Origin of the sequence: Streptomyces scabiei 87.22 (assembly GCF_000091305.1) — a bacterium.
GTDB classification, from domain to species: Bacteria; Actinomycetota; Actinomycetes; order Streptomycetales; family Streptomycetaceae; genus Streptomyces; species Streptomyces scabiei.
In genome coordinates, this window is record NC_013929.1 from 8514955 (window position 1) to 8530548 (window position 15594).

A 15594-nucleotide genomic window follows, 5' to 3' on the forward strand; every position below is an offset into this window, starting at 1 on the left:
TCTATAGTCCGGCTGGTGTCTCGGGTGAGCTCCGGATTTCATTGTTTCGAAATTGAACTTAGTCTTTTTGCCACCGAACCGAGTCATGCCGGATTGGCGCGCTCAGAACCACGACACGAGTGAGGGCCGACGGCAAGCCCTGGATCTCAGCACGTGGCCGGGGCCCCAAAAAACGGGGGCTGCGGTCGGCGATTCCTAATGCCGTTCGTCAAGCCGTGGCGCACGCCTGAGGTAGCGGGCAGGAGGTGTCGGAGGTGCGGGGTACAGTCCGTTCATCCGACTGGGGAGGGCTCATGGCGACCAAGTGGAGCTTGACGATCGACTGTGCGTACCCGGGGAAACTGGCCGCGTTCTGGGCGCTGGCGTTGGGCTACGCGGAGAAGCCCGCGCCCGCAGGGTTCGGGAGCTGGGAGGAGTGGTTCTCGCATCATGAGGTTCCGGAGGACGAGTGGGATGACGGGGCGTACCTGTCAGATCCGGATGGCGTGGGCCCCACCTTGTCCTTCCTGAAGGTGCCGGAGCCGAAGGTGGCGAAGAACCGGCTGCATATCGACGTGCAAGTTGGTGGCGGCCGTGAAACCCCGTGGGAGGTGCGCTGGCCGCGCGTGGTCGAGGCGGTGCAGCGGTTGACCACTGCGGGCGCGACCGTGGTCCGCGAGGACGAGTTGCAGGGCAGGCCGGATCACGTGGTGATGGCAGACCCGGAAGGTAACGAGTTTTGCCTGGTCTGACGGGGTCGGTCAGGCCAATTGGCCGCGCGCAGCGTGTCGCGTCCCTTCCTATGCGGCAGCCCTTGTCGGCGGAGCGGGCTCGTAGCGCCGTCCGTCGCGGAGGAGGGCCCAGAGGACGTTGACGCGGCGGCGTGCGAGGGCAAGGACGGCCTGGGTATGGCGCTTGCCCTCGGCGCGTTTGCGGTCGTAGAACCGCCGGGATGCCTCGGACCGCCGAATGCTGATCAGCGCGGAGGTGTAGAGCACGCGCTGGAGCCGGCGGTTGTAGCGTTGCGGGCGCCGCAGGTTGCCGCTGATCTTGCCGGAGTCGCGCGGGACCGGGGCGACGCCGCCGAAGGCGGCGAGGCGGTCGGGGGTTCCGAAGACGGCCATGTCACCGCCGGTGGCGGCCAGGAACTCGGCACCGAGGATGATGCCGAGGCCGGGCATGCTGGTGATCACCTCGAAGTGTCGGTGATCGCGAAATCGGGCCTCGATGAGCTTTCCGAGCTCGGCGACCTGCTCGTTGAGGGCCATCACCTCCTTCGCCAGGGTGTGCACCATCTGGGCGGTCAGCTTCTCGCCGGGCAGGCTGGTGTGCTGGCGTTCGGCGGCTTCGACCGCGGCCTCGGCGAGCTGGTCGGCTCGGAGGACCTTGCGGTTCCGCAGCCAGGTCTCCAGGCGCTTGGCGCCAAGTCTGCGGATGGCCGCGGGGGTCTGGTAGCCGGTCAGCAGGGTCAGCGGGCCCTTGTTGGTGAGGTCCAGGACCCGTTCCAGGCCGGGGAAGATGCCGGGCAGCTGGGCCCGGAGCCGGTTGACGATGCGGGTGCGGTCGGCGACCAGGTCTATACGGCGACCTGTGAGGATCTTGAGGTCGGTGACGGTCTCGTCGCCGGTGCGTAAGGGGTTCAGGTCGCGGCGGATGCGGACCTGGTCGGCGATGACGGCGGCGTCCTTGGCGTCGGTCTTGCCTTCGCCGCGGTAGCTCTCGGAGGCGCGGTGGATGGCGCGGCCGGAGATGTAGTGGACCTGCTGGTCGTGGTTGAAGAGGACTGTGATGGCCAGGGCGGCTCCGCCGTCGGCCAGGTCGATGCCCCAGGTCACCTCGTCGCCAAGGGCTAGGACGTCGGTGAGGAGTTCTAGGAGTTCGGGCTCGTCATTGGCGACGCGCCGGGACAGCAGCCGGTGGCCGCTCTCGTTGATCGCGACGCAGTGGTGGTGGGTTTTGCCTGCGTCGATGCCGGCCCAGATCGCGGCCATGGTGCCTCCGTGCGGTGGGTGTGCTCGGTGCCTCCCGACGGACGACCTCGCTGTCGATTCCCTACGGAGCGATCATTCGCAATTCCTAATTGGCAGCCGAGTCGTCGTGGGGCGTCGGGTGGCCAATCGCTGGTTGCCCCAAGCGGCAGAACTTTGAAAGCCACGCCCGACGCCCCTGGGTGGAAGAACCATACGAAGGGCTCGCCCTGTCCCGCAGACAACGTAGGGAACTGTTGAGTGCAGCCCGGCAGGCTGGGCTGGAGCCATGGCAGCCAGCCGCCGGTTCGTCGGGGCTGGACTGACCCAGGCACCACAAGTAGTCACCTCCTGCCCTGGGCACTCCACACTCGGCCCAGCGACCTCGGTACCGTCAAGGGGACAAGCCCTGATGGATGGAGCACGATGCCTCGCCGCCCTCTCGAACGCTGGCGCCTCACCCCCAGGGGGGCGCGCTGATGCTGGAAGAAGCCGAAGAGATCGGCCGTCGCGCACGTCGCGCACGGCTCCGCCTTGGCATGACGCAAGCCGACCTCGCTGCCGCCCTGGGCAAAACACAGGGTTGGGTGTCCAAGATGGAACGCGGCCACATCGAACTCGACCGCGTCGGCCTGCTCAACCTGCTCGCCTCGGAACTGCATGTACACCCGAACGACCTGATCGGGCGTCCGTACAACAACACCGCACCGGCCGAGAACCAGTGGCAGGTGTCTGCCGCCGCGATCATGCGCGAGCTGCGCCGCTACGACCTCGCTCCCGTCTTCGACGGAACGCCCCGTACAGCCGGTCAGCTGTGGCAGGAAACCACCCGCCTGCATCGCCTCCGCGACGCTGCCGCGAACGTGGCGATCGTGCAGGTGCTCCCCGACCTGTTCCGTGAGGCGCGCGCCCTGGCCGAAGTCGCCACGGGCCATGAGCAGGAAGAGGCGTATGCCATCTACGCGGTGTGCTGCAAGTTCGCCCACACTGCCGCGCACGCGCTTGGACACCCGGAGCTGGTGGCCATGGCATGCGAACGAGCTGCTTGGTCTGCGCGGCTGTCGGGCGACCCGGTGATGCCTGCCGTCGCCGACTGGATGCGCGTGTGGGACATGTGGGCAACGGCAGACTGGGACGACTCTGTTGCCCTGTCCGACAAGGCGATTCGCAGCGTGCAGCGAGAGTACGACCGCGGTGACCCGCTGGCTGTTCGGGCCTGGGGGACATTGCAACTGCGCGCTGCTGTCTCTGCCGCGCGCGGTGGTCGCAAGGCTGAAGCGAAGGACCGGATCAAGCACGCGCGGAGTGCAGCCAAGCGGATGCAAGAAGCCGCCGGCCCTCCGGTGTACGACCGTCTCACTGGACTTGAAATCTTCCGTGCAGAGGCCCTGAAATCACACTGAGCTACTTGCCCCCTCGCCGTAGCTATACGAGAACAGGGCCGTCGTAGCGTCACAGTCGGCCCGTGGGGCGGCCGACGGCATCGCGTTCCACTTCGGGTGAGTGGTCCAGGATGTGGTGGACGAGAGCCAGCGCAGGGGAGTTGAGAATCCACAGGGCCCCGCTGCGGTGCTGGACACGCACGGCCGGTCGGGCACCCATGCGTCGAGCACCCTGCCGGTCGAGGTGGCCCGCTGTGCGCTCGTGGTAGCCGACGGCGCGCACCCAGGTGCCGGGGGCCGAGCGCAGCGCGGCGGCCAGCCCGTCAGGGTCGCCCGCGTGGACACCGCAGTCGACGGAGGACGCGGCGGCCGCCATCGCGAGGAGATGCAGATGGTGGTCGTGCAGCCCGGGCAGCAGAGCGTCGCCATGACCCTCGACCACCTCTGCCCCTGCGACGGGGGTGATATAACCGACCGCCACGACGGTCGCACCGCGTACGTGGACGTCAACCCTTCGGCCGTCGACCTCGACGTCGCGGAAGACCGTGTCGGCACGGGAGTTCCTCCATGCTCCGCCGGTGCGGATCCCCTCTCTCGGCACGTGCGTCCCCCAGTCCCCAGTCCAGCGCCGGCGTCGCATCGATGGCGTGCCCGGTCAACGCGAGATACGCCGTCCGCCACCGCCCGATCCTGCGTGTGACGCCAACCGTGCCCCCGGCTCCCGGGATCAGGCCCATCTCCAGCTCGGGCAACCGAAAGTACGCGTCGTCTGCCGCCGTCACGCGGGGTGCGAAGGACGGTACTTCGACGCCCGCGCCGACGCGGGCACCGTGCACCTCGAAGCGGATTCGGTCGCCGAGAGCGGCGACATGACGCGCGGCGGAGCGGTGCAGCCTGAGGAGGTGAGCGGTCGCCATGTCCGGCGCCGTGCCGAATTCGTCCAGGTCGCCACCGCTGCAGAACGACGGGCCTGCGCCACTCACCACAACGTGTTCCACGCTTCGATCGAGGAGCGCTAACTCCAGCCCTTCGAGCAGCCCGTCGCGCACGGCGTGGCCGAACGCGTTATGCCGTTTGGGCTTGTTGAGAGTGATCCGTAGCGTGCCGTCGTCCCGGTCGAGGAGCACCGGATCCGCACAGGCCGCCGTGGGGCGCGGCTTGGAGCGCGATCGCCAAGCCGCGAACTCCCTGGCGCCGAGCAGTATCGAGTATGAGAGGGACTCGATGAGCAGTCCTTCGGCGACCGTCGCCTTGGGCGTCGCTCGGAGCGTTTCGTCCAGCGTCAGCGCAGCCTACGGAGCGCCGGCGACCGTGGCACGGACGGCGTCGACATCCGAAGCAGTCCCCGCGCAGTACGGGGCGAGTCCGCCGCCGAGGGTGACCGTGAGCTGCTCGACGACCGGCACCGCTTCGGGTGGGAGCGGCGCGGTGGCAACGCCCACGAGCAGCGGAGCAGGAGCTACGCGAGGCGGGAGCAAGGGGTCGTCCCAGTCCATGCCGTCGAGCGGAACGACATGAAGCGGCGTCACCGGGGCGCCCGCTGCGGTGAGTTCCAGGCGGCCGCTCATCAGGAATTTGCTTGTCATGAAGCCGTTAGTTCTCCCGCATCTGCGCTGTTGGCAGGTGTCCTGCGAACAGCGAAGCGGTTATGTGTCCCACACAGTAAGACCTGTTCCCCTAAGGAGAAAGTGCTCCGCAACGTCCGGGTGCCGGTGGAGAACTGCATCGGTGGGGAGAACAACGGCTGGGCCATGATCACCGGTCAGCTCAACACCGAACGCGTCGCCGTGGTGGCCACGGCGCCCTTCGAGTAGATCCTCGCGAGTGTGCGGGCGTGGGCCGCCGAGACCAAGGCGCCTGATGGCTCGTATGTCCTGGACGACCCTTCGGTGCGCCAGGCGCTCGCCCGGCGCCACGCGCGTATCGTGCGACATCGCGCCGTCGACCCGCCAGGTGCGGCCGTCGAGACGGGCATGGAAGCCGGGCGACGTACTGGCGCACCGATCCAACCCTAGCCGACCGTGACGGCCGGCAGGCTGCGGACGAGGTGGAGGCCCGAATCGGCGCCTGGGTCGCGGAGCGTGAGGCCGATGAGTCGTCGGTCTGCTCCTCGCGGCCGGTGTCCCCGCCGCCGTGTCCATCGACAGTCGGTGGGTGCACGAGCACCCTCACCTCGCAGGACGAGGCGCGTACGAAACGGCCGAACTGCCTTATGCCGGCACGGTTCCGTTGCCGACTCTCCCGTTCCGCCACCGAGGCCGGCCCGCCTGGCTCACTCGGCGCCCGTCGACCCTGGGCGAACACAATCGCGAGGTGCTGATCGGTGAACTGGGGCTGACCGAGGAGGCGTACGCCGGCCTGGTGGAGCAGGGCGTCGTCGGCACCGCTCCCGAGGGGTTCTGATGGCGACCGGAAGCGGACCGCTGGCGGGCGTGCGCGTGGTGGAACTCGCCGCGCAGGGCCCGGCCCGATGCCGCGGCCGCCACGATCCTCGGCGAGCGTCGTCCGTACACGTGCGTGCCGTGGTTCTGGTCGGATCAGGGCAGCCTGCGCATCCGGATCGTCGGACTGCGTGCGAGCGACGACACTGCTGTCACACGCCAATTCGGCGATCGCGACAGATGCCTCGTCGGCTACTACCGGGACGGGCGACTGGCGGCTGTCGAGGCCGTCAACGCGACCGCCGACTTCATGGCCTTGAAGAAGGCGCTGGCCTCCGGAACGGAGATCGCGGCTTCCGATCTCATGGATCCGGACGTATCGCTGAAGACGCTCATCAAGGCGGTGACCGCGAATGCGGTCAGTTCCGGCTGAACAGATCTCCTCCGGACGGGCCGGTCGAGCCCCGAGCGTCGAGCAGCGTGGTGACATACGACTCGACCAAGGGCGTCCAGCGCTGTCGGTCCTCGGAGCTGAGGTCGTCGATCAGCTTCTGGAATACCGTCAGCTGGACTTCGAGCACGCGCGTGAGCAGCGCCGCCCCCTTGCGCGAGATGCGGACCAGTGTGCTGCGGCGGTCGAACCCGTCCACCGCGCGGTCCACCAGCCGCAGTTGGGTGAGCTGGCGCAGGCGCTTGCTCGCCTGCGAAGGGTCGATCGCGAGCCGGGCCGCGACCTCTGCGACGGGGAGAGGGCCGCTGCGTTGGATCACTTGGAGGGCGAACAGCCCGGTCTGCCGTACGGGCGCGTCGATGAGTTCCAGCAGATCGTTGAACCCGCTGGACTGGCCGACCCAGGTGACGATTCCGATGACTGGGCGGAAGAAGGCGCGGGTTCCGGCGTCGTAGTCGTCACCCGCAAGCTCCGTCCAGCGGTCAGCGGCCGCGGACCGGGGGCTGTCGGGCAGCGCCGTCACCAGCCGGTCATACACGAGCGTGAACCATTCGGCGAGCGCCGCGATGCCGTCAGCGGACCACCGGGGTTCCGCCACCAGGTAGTCGCGGCTCCATGCGAGCAGCCACCGGTCGAGCGTCGCCGCGGCCGGCTCCGACAGTTCCAACAGGGTCCGGCGGCGATCCGCAGGATCCGTGCTGCGTACGAGGTGTCCGGCAGCCTCGAGCTGGGCCGCCTGTCGGCTCGTCTGGCCGAGATCGATGCCGAGCTCGCGTGCCACCGTGCTGGTCGGCACCGCGCCACGGCTGCCGAGGAGCTCGATGAAGCGCAGGTCGGAGGGCGACAGTTCGGTTCCGGTCACCGCTCGCAACCCGCGGCTGTGCGCCCGCGTACCGGACATGAAGGCGACCGTGTTGATGAGTCTGAGCGTCGCCCTCTCCAGCGCGAGCTCCTCGGGCACCCGGTCCACGCGGACTCCCCTTCCCCCACCACTCCATGAACGGCAGCCCGTATGCCGAGATACGGGACATCTATCAAGCATTGCACATCCATGCGGGTGGCAGAGAGTCGGCAGCGGTGCCCAGCACTGACGGGACCATTTGGAACCACGAGGTCGACGTACTGATCGGCGGCAGCGGGGCCGGCGGAATGGTCGGGGCCATCACGGCCCAACACCTTCGGGCTCACGTCGCTCGTGGTCGAGAAGGCGGCCGGGATCGGCGGCTCGACCGCGATGTCCGGCGGAGGGATCTGGATCCCCAACAATCCCACCCCGCGCAAGGAGGGGCAGACGGACGATGTCGAGGACGTGCGGCACTATCTGCGGGCTGTCGTCGGCGACCGCGTCGCGGCCGATCGGATCGACGCCTACGTCGACTGCGGGCTCGAGGTGCTCGAGATGCTGCATCGCGTCAGTCGGCACATGGAGTTCTCCTGGTGTCCCGGTTACTCCGACTATCACCCTGAGCTGCCCGGCGGCAGGGCGGCGGGCAGGACCATCCAGCCGCGTCCGATCGACGTCCGCAAACTGGGGGACGAGGAGCGGAAGTTGCTAGCGCTGGACGTCCCCATGCCGCTCGGTCTGTGGTTCACGGGCTACGAAGCGCGTAACCTCATGATGATCCGGCGCGAGTGGAAGGCCCGGCGGATGCTGGGCGTGGCGGCCTGGCGGGTCGTCTCGCGCGCGGCCGCCGCGCCGTGGCTGCTCGTTCTACGCAGCGGCCTGGTGGCGAATGCGGACACGCTGCGCGAACTCGCCGAGAAGATCGCGGTCCCGCCGGACGCCCTGGAGGCCACGGTCGCTCGCTTCAACGGCTTCGCGGCCAAGGGCAGGGACGAGGACTGCGGGCGCGGCGACAGTCCGTACGACAACTATTACGGCGACCACTCACTGCCGAACCCCAATCTCGACACGATTGACGGCGGACCCTTCTACGCGATCCGGATCGGAGGCGGGGGATCTGGGCACCAAGGGCGGCGTACTGACGGACGCTCAGGGCCGCGTGCTGCGGCCGGACGGCAGCGTGATCCCTGGTCTGTACGCCACGGGCAACGCATCGGCCGCGGTGATGGGCAACGAGTACGCCGGGGCAGGAGCCACGATTGGTCCCGCCATGGTGTTCAGCTACCTGGCGATGGAGCACGCGGCGAAGAGCGCCGCGGGCTGAGTGCCCTGCCAAGGTACTCCCCGAGGGGCGCACACCTTACTTGGCTGCATACAGTCATCTGTCCGAGCTGTCCTTCAAGTTGGGGCCATTTCGCCCGATTCCTCCATTCTGTAGCGGAGGAAAGCGGGCTCAAAATTACTTGATAAAAGGCATGCACATCTCTTGGCAGTAACCGTGGCGTCACTAGAATTGAAATCAATTCCAGTGGCCGAAGGGTGCTGACAATGACGCTGGCGCTGTCGTCACGACCGGAGGTCGCGGTGCGACCGCCCTCGATGGTCGAGCGAATGACGTTGATCATGGACTGCTTCGAGGGACCGAAGACCCGGCTGCTGTTGGAGGAGGTCTCCCGCCGCACCGGACTTCCGAGGTCGACCGCGCACCGCATCCTCGACCAGCTCGTGCGGCTGCAGTGGGTCGAGCACACCCGCTCTGGCTACCACCTCGGGCGGCGAGTGCGGACCTGGGGGGCGCGGGAGAGCGGGCACTCGGATCTGCGCGCGGCCGCCGCGCCGTGGCTGCACGAGCTCGCCGTCATGACTGACCTCGTCGTACATCTGGGCACCCTCGACGAGACGTATGTCGAGTACCTGGACAAGGTCGGCGGCCGCCGGGCTGCCGCTGTCGCCTCCCGTGTCGGAGGCCGGGCACCCGCGCACTGCACGGCGCTCGGCAAGGCGATGCTCGCCTGGCTGCCGCCGGAAGAGATCGACGAGTTGTACGCCGACGGGGTGCCGGCCGCGACGGGCGCGAGCGTCGACGGCCTTCCCGCACTTCACCGTGAACTCGGCCGTATCCGGCGTGACCGAGGGCTCGCCGTCGAACGGGGGGAGTGCGTCGAGGGGATCGCGTGCGTCGGCGTGGCGATCCGGGGACCTGAGGGTCCGGTCGGCGCTATTTCCCTGGTCGCCGGGCACGCGTCGCCACTGGAGCGCATCGCGCCGCTGGTGTACGACATGGCGCAGCGGATCACTCTGGACCTGTTCGGCGAAAGCGCACTGCGCACGGCACGCGTAGGCACGGCCTGAGCGGCGCCTCTGCGCGTAGATTCCTGGTCCCTGTACAGACCCCGGTCGCCGGTCCCCCTGCCGGCGACCGGGGAGTTCAGCTTGATCTAGCGCGGAACCCCGGGCGTTCACGCCCGGGAGGAAGCGCTTCTCTGGATCGCTCTGACCCGCTCCTGCTGCACGGGTCGGGGCCCGGTTGTCACCGGCTGGCGCAACTTCCGGCACAACCTGCCGACGCTTGCGCGGCAATTCCGCTGTCTCGTCCTGGAGTTCCCTGGCTTCGGTATCAGCGATCCGACCGACAGGCACCCCATGCTGGCCGCGCCGCGGGCCGTGCGAGCGCTGCTCGACGGGCTCGGACTGCAGCAGGCCGACGTTGTCGGCAACTCTATGGGCGGAGTCGTCGCACTTCAGCTTGCGATCGGCAAACCGGAGCTCTTCCGGCGAGCACGCCGTGCTGCGGCGCCGGCTGGAGTTCCTGGAGACTTCCGCGAGCTTCTTCTACGAGGGTGATCGTCCGCTGTCCGCGGAGGAGACCGCCGATCCCTACCGCCGCGGCATGCTGCTCATGGTCCGCAGCATCAGCCAGGCCGAACGCGCCTGGTTGCACCAGGTGCTCGACGGCGGCGAGGGTGATTGAACGCCCCGCCGGATGGCGCAACTTTGCTGACGGCGGGACTGCTGCCTCTTCTTGAGGGTTGAGGGACCACGTGAGGCGCTCCCGGTCACCGGGATCGACCGACACCGAACGGCCCAGGCGATGAAAGGGTGCCCGGCACACCAACTCCCGACTGCCGGGGATCACTTCATCTGGAGCCGCTGTGTCCCGTTTCTCCCGCAGACAGTTCTGTGCGACCGCGGCCGCGGTGACGCTGGCACCCACGGGGACCTTGTGGGCCGGGGCCAAGAGCGCTGCCGCCTCTTCGTCGACCGGGCTGGACAGCGCCTTCGTCCGGCGGTTCGCTCACCCGCCTGCGAATGCCCGGCCGAAGATCCGCTACTGGTGGCCGTGCGGAGAGATCGCGGCGGAAACCATCGACGCGGAGATCGAGGCGATCGCAGGCCGAGGTTTCGGCGCAGTCGAGATCCAGTGCATCGTCACCGCCGACGCTCAGCAGTACGGCTGGGGCAGCGCTGTGCTCACCGAGCGCCTGGAGCAGGCGGTCGCCGCCGGTCACAGGCACGGGGTGCGCATCGATCTCACCGTGGGCCCGGCCTGGCCGCTGGTGGCCCCCGGGCTGTCGCCGGACAGCCCGGAAGCAGCCCAGGAGATCGCCTACGGGCGTGCGGTCCTTGCGGGCGGCGAAGCATACGACGGGCCCGTGCCGGCGGCCCCGCAGCCGCACGCGGGCGTCACCGAGCAAACCCTGATAGCGGTCCAGGCGTTTCGCTGCGCGGGCCCAACCGACGCGAAGCCCGTACTGCTCGAGCGGGCTTCCCGGATCGACCTCACAGGACGGGTGAGCGACGGCACCCTCGCCTGGACCGCCCCAGCGGATGGGCAGTGGCTGCTGTTCGCGTTCTGGCAGCGCGGCACCGGCCAGGCCGCCGTCGTCGGCCAGGCCGCCACGACAGAGGCGGCGTATGTCGTCGACCACTTCAGTGCCGCCGGTACCCGGGCAGTAACCAGCTACTGGGACGAGCGCGTCCTGACGCCCCGCCTGCGCAGTCTGCTGCAGGACAACGGAGGGGATCTCTTCGAAGATTCCCTGGAGTTGGACTCCGCCCAGCACTGGTCCCGGGAACTTCCGGCGCGCTTCAAGAAGCTGCGCGGCTACTCCTTGATCGACAACCTGCCGGTGCTGTTCATCGACCGGATCCACCGGCAGTACACGAGCGTGACACCCGACGACACCCCGGACTTCGCGTTCACCGACGACAGTGGCGCCCGCGTCCGCGACGACTACTATCACACGCTCACGGACCTGTACATCAGTGAGCACGTCGAGCCACTGAAGTCCTGGGCGCACGCCATGGGCCTGAGACTGCGGGCCCAGCCCTACGGCACCACCACCGACGTTCCCACGATCGGCGCGGCCCTCGACATCAACGAGACCGAGTCGCTCGGCGCGGCGCCCGACTACACCGACGAGCCATACCGATGGCTCTCGTCCGGTGCGGTGCACCTGTCCGGGCAGCGCGTCTTCTCGCTCGAAGGCTGCGCGATCTACGGCGAGGCGTACGCGCAGACCTGGCCGCAGATGCTCAAGCACTTCAACGCCGCCTTCGCCCACGGTGTCAACCAGGTCGTCTATCACGGCTTCGCCACCGAGGCGGGCCTGGGAACCACCTGGCCCGGCTTCTCACCGTTCACCCTCCAGGGCGGCAACGGTTTCTCCGAGGCATGGGGGCCGCGCCAGCCCACGTGGAACGACACCGGCAAGATCGTCGACTGGACTGCGCGCACGCAGTTCGCCCTGCGCCAGGGCAGGCCTTCGGTGGACTTGGTCGTCTACCGCCACGCCTACGGGACCGGCATGCGCATCCCGGCCGGGCTGGACGGCTTCACTTACGACTTCGCCGGCCCGGCACAACTCGACGGAACCCGCGTACGTGACCGGCGCCTTGCCCCGGAAGGACCCGCCTATCGTGCGCTGATCCTCGACCGCCAGCCCACGTTGCCCATAGCCACCGCCCGACTGCTGCTGTCGCACGCCCGCAGCGGCCTGCCCGTAGTGATCGTCGGTGCGCCGCCGACCCGCACGCCTGGCGCCCACCGGGCGGCACAGCAGGATGCGGCACTGGCCGAGTTGATGGACCTGTTGCTCAAGCAGGCCTCGGTACGCCACGTCGCCGAACCGAGCGGGTTGCCCGCCGTCTTCGAGGTGCTCGGCATCCGTCCCGCAGCGGACACGCGCGTCGCTCCCGCCGTGCTCGCCCTGCGTCGCACACTGTCGCGAGGCGCGCTGTATCACCTGCACAACTCCTCGGAAAGAGCCGTGTCCGAGGAGGTCGCCCTGGAGGGCCGAGGCACCCCCTACGAACTGGATGCCTGGACGGGCACGGTCACCTCAGTCGCCCAGTACCGAACAGAACGCGGGCGGATCACAGTCCCGGTGCGGCTCGCACCCGGCGAATCCACCATCATCGTTCTCGTACCGGGCAGTGCCCGTCATGTGGTCGCCACCACGGGCGGAGAGGTCGTGACGGCGCCCGGTGGCGGTCTGCTCCTGCGGGGCTCAACGGCTGGTTCGTACACCGTGAAGCTTGACGACGGCTCCGAACGGAGGGTGACCGTTCCTCCCACCGGGGCAGCCCAGGAGCTGAACGTGTGGGAGCTCTCCGTCGAGGACTGGCACCGAGGCCCGGACGGCAAGCTCGAAGTCAGCGAGCACGAGCATCACCTGAACCGCCTTGCACCCTGGTCCGCCATCCCCGGCCTTGAGGACGTCTCCGGGGTCGGCACCTATCGCACCACGGTACGGCTCGTGCGGTTGGACGGGGCCTACCTCGACCTCGGACAGGTCACCGACACCTTCGAGGTGACGGTCAACGGCACGACGCTGCCACCGTCCGACCAGGTCGGCCGGCGGATCGATCTCAGTGGCTACGTGAAGCAAGGAGACAACAGCATCACGGTCCGGGTGGCGACACCGCTGCGCAATCGCCTTCGGGTCACGGAAGGCTTCCCGGGTCAGGCCGAGAAGCCCCGGCAGCAATACGGCCTCATGGGGCCGGTCCGTATCGCGCCGTACCGCCAGGTACCGATCCCGGAATGAGCGGGCGGCGATTCGCGGCCAGGGCAAGCGCACCGTCGAGACCTGGAGGAACCTCATGGAACGACTCAGCAGCAGACGCGTGTTCGTCACCGGAGCCGCTTCGGGCATCGGACGCTCGACGACGTTGAGGCTGCTCGAGGAAGGAGCGGCGGTCGTCGCGACGGACATCGAGGAAGAGGGGCTCAGCGGGACCGCCGGCCTGGCCGCGAAGGCCGGCACCGGCGAGCGGCTCGTCACCGCGGCGCTGGACGTGGCGGACGCGGACGCGGTCGTCGACGTCGTGGGTGAAACGATTGCCACCCTCGGCGGGCTCGACGCGCTCGTGAACATCGCCGGCATGCTGCGCGGAGCGCATACACACCAGTGCTCGCTCGAGCTGTGGAACCGCGTCCTTGCCGTGAACCTCACGGGCACGTTCCTGGTCACCCGGGCCGCGTTGCCCGCGCTGCTGGAGACGGGTAACGGCGTCGTGGTCAACTTCAGCTCCACGTCAGCCCAGTTCGCCCATCCGTTCCTGGCCGCGTACTCCGCCAGCAAGGGCGGGATCCTGTCCTTCACGCACAGCATCGCCCAGGAGTACGCCAAGCAGGGCTTGCGCGCGGTAAACATCTGCCCTGGCGGCATCGTCAGCGCCATGACCGAGAACTTCGCGTCACTGGTGCCGGAGGACACCGACTGGAGCCTCTTCGCGAAGCTCACTCCCGCAGTCCGGGAGCGCTACGGGTCGCCGGAGGTGGTGGCAGCAGTCGTGGCCACGCTCATCTCCGACGACGGCGCCTTCATCTCCGGCACGGAGATCCGTATTGACGGCGGCACCCATCAGTAGTCCGGGGCGGCGGTGCCCCTCGGCGCCCCGGGGAAGTACAGCGAGAACCTCACCACCCCTGACGGGATCCCGCTGGTCGCCATGAAACCGTGCATCGGGGCCGGGTGCTCCGCGATCCTGATGCCGGTGCCGGACAACGTCTCGTCACCATTGAGGCGCCTTCGCGGACGGAGCCGGCCCGTGCCTGCCACGAGTTCGTCCGCCTGCAAGATGGCCACCGGCCGGCCGTCCGGCGAGCGCGGGCAGACCGTGAAGTTGTCGCCGACGGCGATGAACACGTCGTCGTCGAACTGCAGCAGGAGCCCATAGCCGAACCGCTCGCCGTTGCCGTGTTCCGGATAGGCCCTGATCACGAACTCGTACTTGCCGAGGGCGAACGTCTCCTCCTTGGAGGCCGGGACCCGGAAGCCGCGCACGCGCCCTCGCGGCTGTGCGGCAAGGATGTCGTTCTCCAGCGCCGCGAGCTGCGCATAGATACGGCGCAGCTCCACCGTGCGGTCATCGTCGAGGGAGTCGAAGCCGAACGGCGAGACCCCGATGGCACCGTACTGTCCGATGGCGAGGAAGCTGTGCGAGACCCCGTGGCAGTCGGCGCGCATCTCGGGCACGAACAAGGTGGTGTTCGTGTCCGCGTAGCGCTTGAACGGGATGTCGAAGTCGCCGAAGTACACGTCTGGGGCGAGGAACGCGAGCGAGGGAGCGGCCAGCTTCCAGGCAGCGCTGACATGCGGTAGTGGCCCCCCACTGGGGAACACCCCCGGCGCGCTGCCGCCGGCGACGGCGATGTTCGCGGACTCCGATCCGTTCGGCACGCTCGAGTCCAGCCAGGCGTTGGCGAACAGCGGGATGTCGTAGCGGGCCAGGCCTGCGGCGGCGACGTGCTCGATGTAGCAGGCGTAGTGCCAGGCCATGAACAACTCGGCCTTCCGGTCGGAGTCGCCCGTCAGGAGGTCCCACGTCGGGGTGGACGGCTCGTCCGGGGCCTGGACGTACGGGGAGGCTCCGTTGCGCAGTGCTTCCGCAAGGGCTGCCGGAACGGGAGCCGCCCATGCGGCTGCCGCGTCCGCTCCGTAGGAGCGCGGTGCCCCGAGCAGCCCGACCTCGTTCTCGACCTGCACCATGATCACGGTCTTCTCGCGGCCGTCGACGCGTGCGAGGTGCTCCATGAAGGCCGCGAAAGCGGCCGCGTCGGCGTCGCGGTTGTTCGTGGAGAACGGGCTGAGGTTGTCCAGCGGATCGCCGGCCTCGTCGACCTGCAGCGGAAAACGGACCGGATCGAGCTTGACCCAGGCCGGCACGTAGCTCGACGAAGCGTTCTTCCAGCTGCCGAACCAGAGAAGCACCAGCTTGAGCTCGTGGTCGCGCGCACCGGAGAGCATGGCGTCGACCAAGTGAAAGTCGAACTCTCCCTCCGTCGGTTCCACAAGCTCCCAACTGACCGGTGCAAGAACGGTGTTGACCGCTGCGTCCGCACACCGCTTCCACACGGGTTCCAGGTAGTCGGCGTGGGACGAGGTGGAGTTGTGGACCTCGATGCCGCGGATCAGGTACGGCGTACCGCCGACGATCAGCTGGCCCGTGGCCTGGTCTATGCCGTGGTGTTGCAAGGGGCTCCCATCGATGTCTTCCGGTTGAGCGGTGTCTTCGGGCGAGGGCGGCGGACGGCGCCAGGTCGCTGCCGGCGCTCTCAGCCATCGCCGTCCCAGGGGTGCGG

At 68.5% G+C, this 15594-nt stretch carries 15 protein-coding genes and 2 pseudogenes; 11 read left to right on the forward strand and 6 right to left on the reverse strand.

The features are described from left to right. Positions 1–293: 293 nt before the first annotated feature. Positions 294–731, forward strand: coding sequence for a VOC family protein (locus SCAB_RS36895; RefSeq protein WP_010361140.1), 438 nt, complete (start codon positions 294–296; stop codon positions 729–731). Positions 732–779: 48 nt separating this feature from the next. Here SCAB_RS36895 and SCAB_RS36900 read toward each other — a convergent pair whose 3' ends face one another. Further along, entirely contained in the window at positions 780–1970 is a 1191-nt protein-coding gene (locus SCAB_RS36900; RefSeq protein WP_006378715.1) for an IS110 family RNA-guided transposase, read from the reverse strand. Between the two features lie 455 nt (positions 1971–2425). Between SCAB_RS36900 and SCAB_RS36905 the strand changes: the two are divergent. Then, positions 2426–3301: pseudogene (locus SCAB_RS36905) on the forward strand (helix-turn-helix domain-containing protein); the annotation flags it as partial. A gap of 97 nt (positions 3302–3398) precedes the next feature. On the opposite strand, the gene SCAB_RS36910 reads toward SCAB_RS36905, so the two are convergent. From SCAB_RS36910 to SCAB_RS48070, 3 genes are all read right to left on the reverse strand, one after another. Beyond that, complete coding sequence (locus SCAB_RS36910; RefSeq protein ID WP_010354084.1) at positions 3399–3770, reverse strand: hypothetical protein; 372 nt, start codon at positions 3768–3770, stop codon at positions 3399–3401. Between the two features lie 64 nt (positions 3771–3834). After that, on the reverse strand, positions 3835–4455 hold the full coding sequence (locus tag SCAB_RS48065) for an enoyl-CoA hydratase/isomerase family protein (protein WP_010354083.1): 621 nt from the start codon (positions 4453–4455) through the stop codon (positions 3835–3837). 165 nt (positions 4456–4620) lie between these two features. Further along, positions 4621–4914 carry a hypothetical protein gene (locus SCAB_RS48070; protein ID WP_037727451.1) on the reverse strand — a complete coding sequence of 98 codons (294 nt, stop codon included), beginning with the start codon at positions 4912–4914 and terminating at the stop codon, positions 4621–4623. Positions 4915–5016: 102 nt separating this feature from the next. Here SCAB_RS48070 and SCAB_RS49115 point away from each other — a divergent pair, with 102 nt between their 5' ends. Together SCAB_RS49115 and SCAB_RS36935 are read left to right on the forward strand one after the other, a co-directional pair. Next, positions 5017–5142, forward strand: a complete 126-nt coding sequence (locus SCAB_RS49115; protein ID WP_010354081.1) for a hypothetical protein — start codon at positions 5017–5019, stop codon at positions 5140–5142. A gap of 703 nt (positions 5143–5845) precedes the next feature. Next, a complete protein-coding gene (locus SCAB_RS36935) occupies positions 5846–6142 on the forward strand; it encodes an oxidoreductase C-terminal domain-containing protein (RefSeq protein WP_006378921.1) in 297 nt (98 codons plus the stop codon). On the opposite strand, the gene SCAB_RS36940 is transcribed toward SCAB_RS36935, so the two are convergent. Then, entirely contained in the window at positions 6129–7130 is a 1002-nt protein-coding gene (locus SCAB_RS36940) for a MarR family winged helix-turn-helix transcriptional regulator (RefSeq protein ID WP_006378900.1), read from the reverse strand. The genes SCAB_RS36935 and SCAB_RS36940 overlap by 14 nt on opposite strands. A 264-nt stretch (positions 7131–7394) precedes the next feature. Between SCAB_RS36940 and SCAB_RS48780 the strand changes: the two are divergent. The 7 genes and pseudogenes from SCAB_RS48780 to SCAB_RS36965 all read left to right on the forward strand — a co-directional run. Continuing rightward, a pseudogene (locus tag SCAB_RS48780) lies at positions 7395–7697 on the forward strand (FAD-binding protein); the annotation flags it as partial. A gap of 196 nt (positions 7698–7893) precedes the next feature. Beyond that, positions 7894–8328, forward strand: coding sequence for an FAD-binding protein (locus SCAB_RS48785; protein WP_306080762.1), 435 nt, complete (start codon positions 7894–7896; stop codon positions 8326–8328). Between the two features lie 224 nt (positions 8329–8552). Continuing rightward, complete coding sequence (locus tag SCAB_RS36950) at positions 8553–9356, forward strand: IclR family transcriptional regulator (RefSeq protein WP_010354078.1); 804 nt, start codon at positions 8553–8555, stop codon at positions 9354–9356. Positions 9357–9599: 243 nt separating this feature from the next. Beyond that, entirely contained in the window at positions 9600–9848 is a 249-nt protein-coding gene (locus SCAB_RS45575; RefSeq protein WP_231885298.1) for an alpha/beta fold hydrolase, read from the forward strand. Next, a complete protein-coding gene (locus SCAB_RS36955; protein WP_006378702.1) occupies positions 9790–9975 on the forward strand; it encodes a hypothetical protein in 186 nt (61 codons plus the stop codon). The genes SCAB_RS45575 and SCAB_RS36955 overlap by 59 nt, the downstream gene beginning before the upstream one ends. Positions 9976–10156: 181 nt before the next feature. Continuing rightward, entirely contained in the window at positions 10157–13054 is a 2898-nt protein-coding gene (locus SCAB_RS36960; protein WP_006378968.1) for a glycosyl hydrolase, read from the forward strand. Positions 13055–13109: 55 nt separating this feature from the next. Beyond that, entirely contained in the window at positions 13110–13880 is a 771-nt protein-coding gene (locus tag SCAB_RS36965) for an SDR family NAD(P)-dependent oxidoreductase (protein ID WP_010354077.1), read from the forward strand. Here SCAB_RS36965 and SCAB_RS36970 read toward each other — a convergent pair. Then, the gene (locus SCAB_RS36970) at positions 13874–15487 is read right to left on the reverse strand and encodes a GH35 family beta-galactosidase (RefSeq protein WP_006379260.1); all 1614 of its coding nucleotides are present in this window, start codon (positions 15485–15487) and stop codon (positions 13874–13876) included. The two genes, SCAB_RS36965 and SCAB_RS36970, sit on opposite strands and share 7 nt — an antisense overlap. Between the last annotated feature and the right edge of the window lie 107 nt (positions 15488–15594).

What these genes read in the sequence shown, in the direction of transcription:
- SCAB_RS48070 (WP_037727451.1), bottom strand. Translation starts at nt 4,914, where the DNA reads ATGACAAGCAAATTCCTGATGAGCGGCCGCCTGGAACTCACCGCAGCG.
- SCAB_RS48785 (WP_306080762.1), top strand. Translation starts at nt 7,894, where the DNA reads ATGCGGACACGCTGCGCGAACTCGCCGAGAAGATCGCGGTCCCGCCGG.
- SCAB_RS36965 (WP_010354077.1), top strand. Translation starts at nt 13,110, where the DNA reads ATGGAACGACTCAGCAGCAGACGCGTGTTCGTCACCGGAGCCGCTTCG.
- SCAB_RS36900 (WP_006378715.1), bottom strand. Translation starts at nt 1,970, where the DNA reads ATGGCCGCGATCTGGGCCGGCATCGACGCAGGCAAAACCCACCACCAC.
- SCAB_RS36895 (WP_010361140.1), top strand. Translation starts at nt 294, where the DNA reads ATGGCGACCAAGTGGAGCTTGACGATCGACTGTGCGTACCCGGGGAAA.
- SCAB_RS36950 (WP_010354078.1), top strand. Translation starts at nt 8,553, where the DNA reads ATGACGCTGGCGCTGTCGTCACGACCGGAGGTCGCGGTGCGACCGCCC.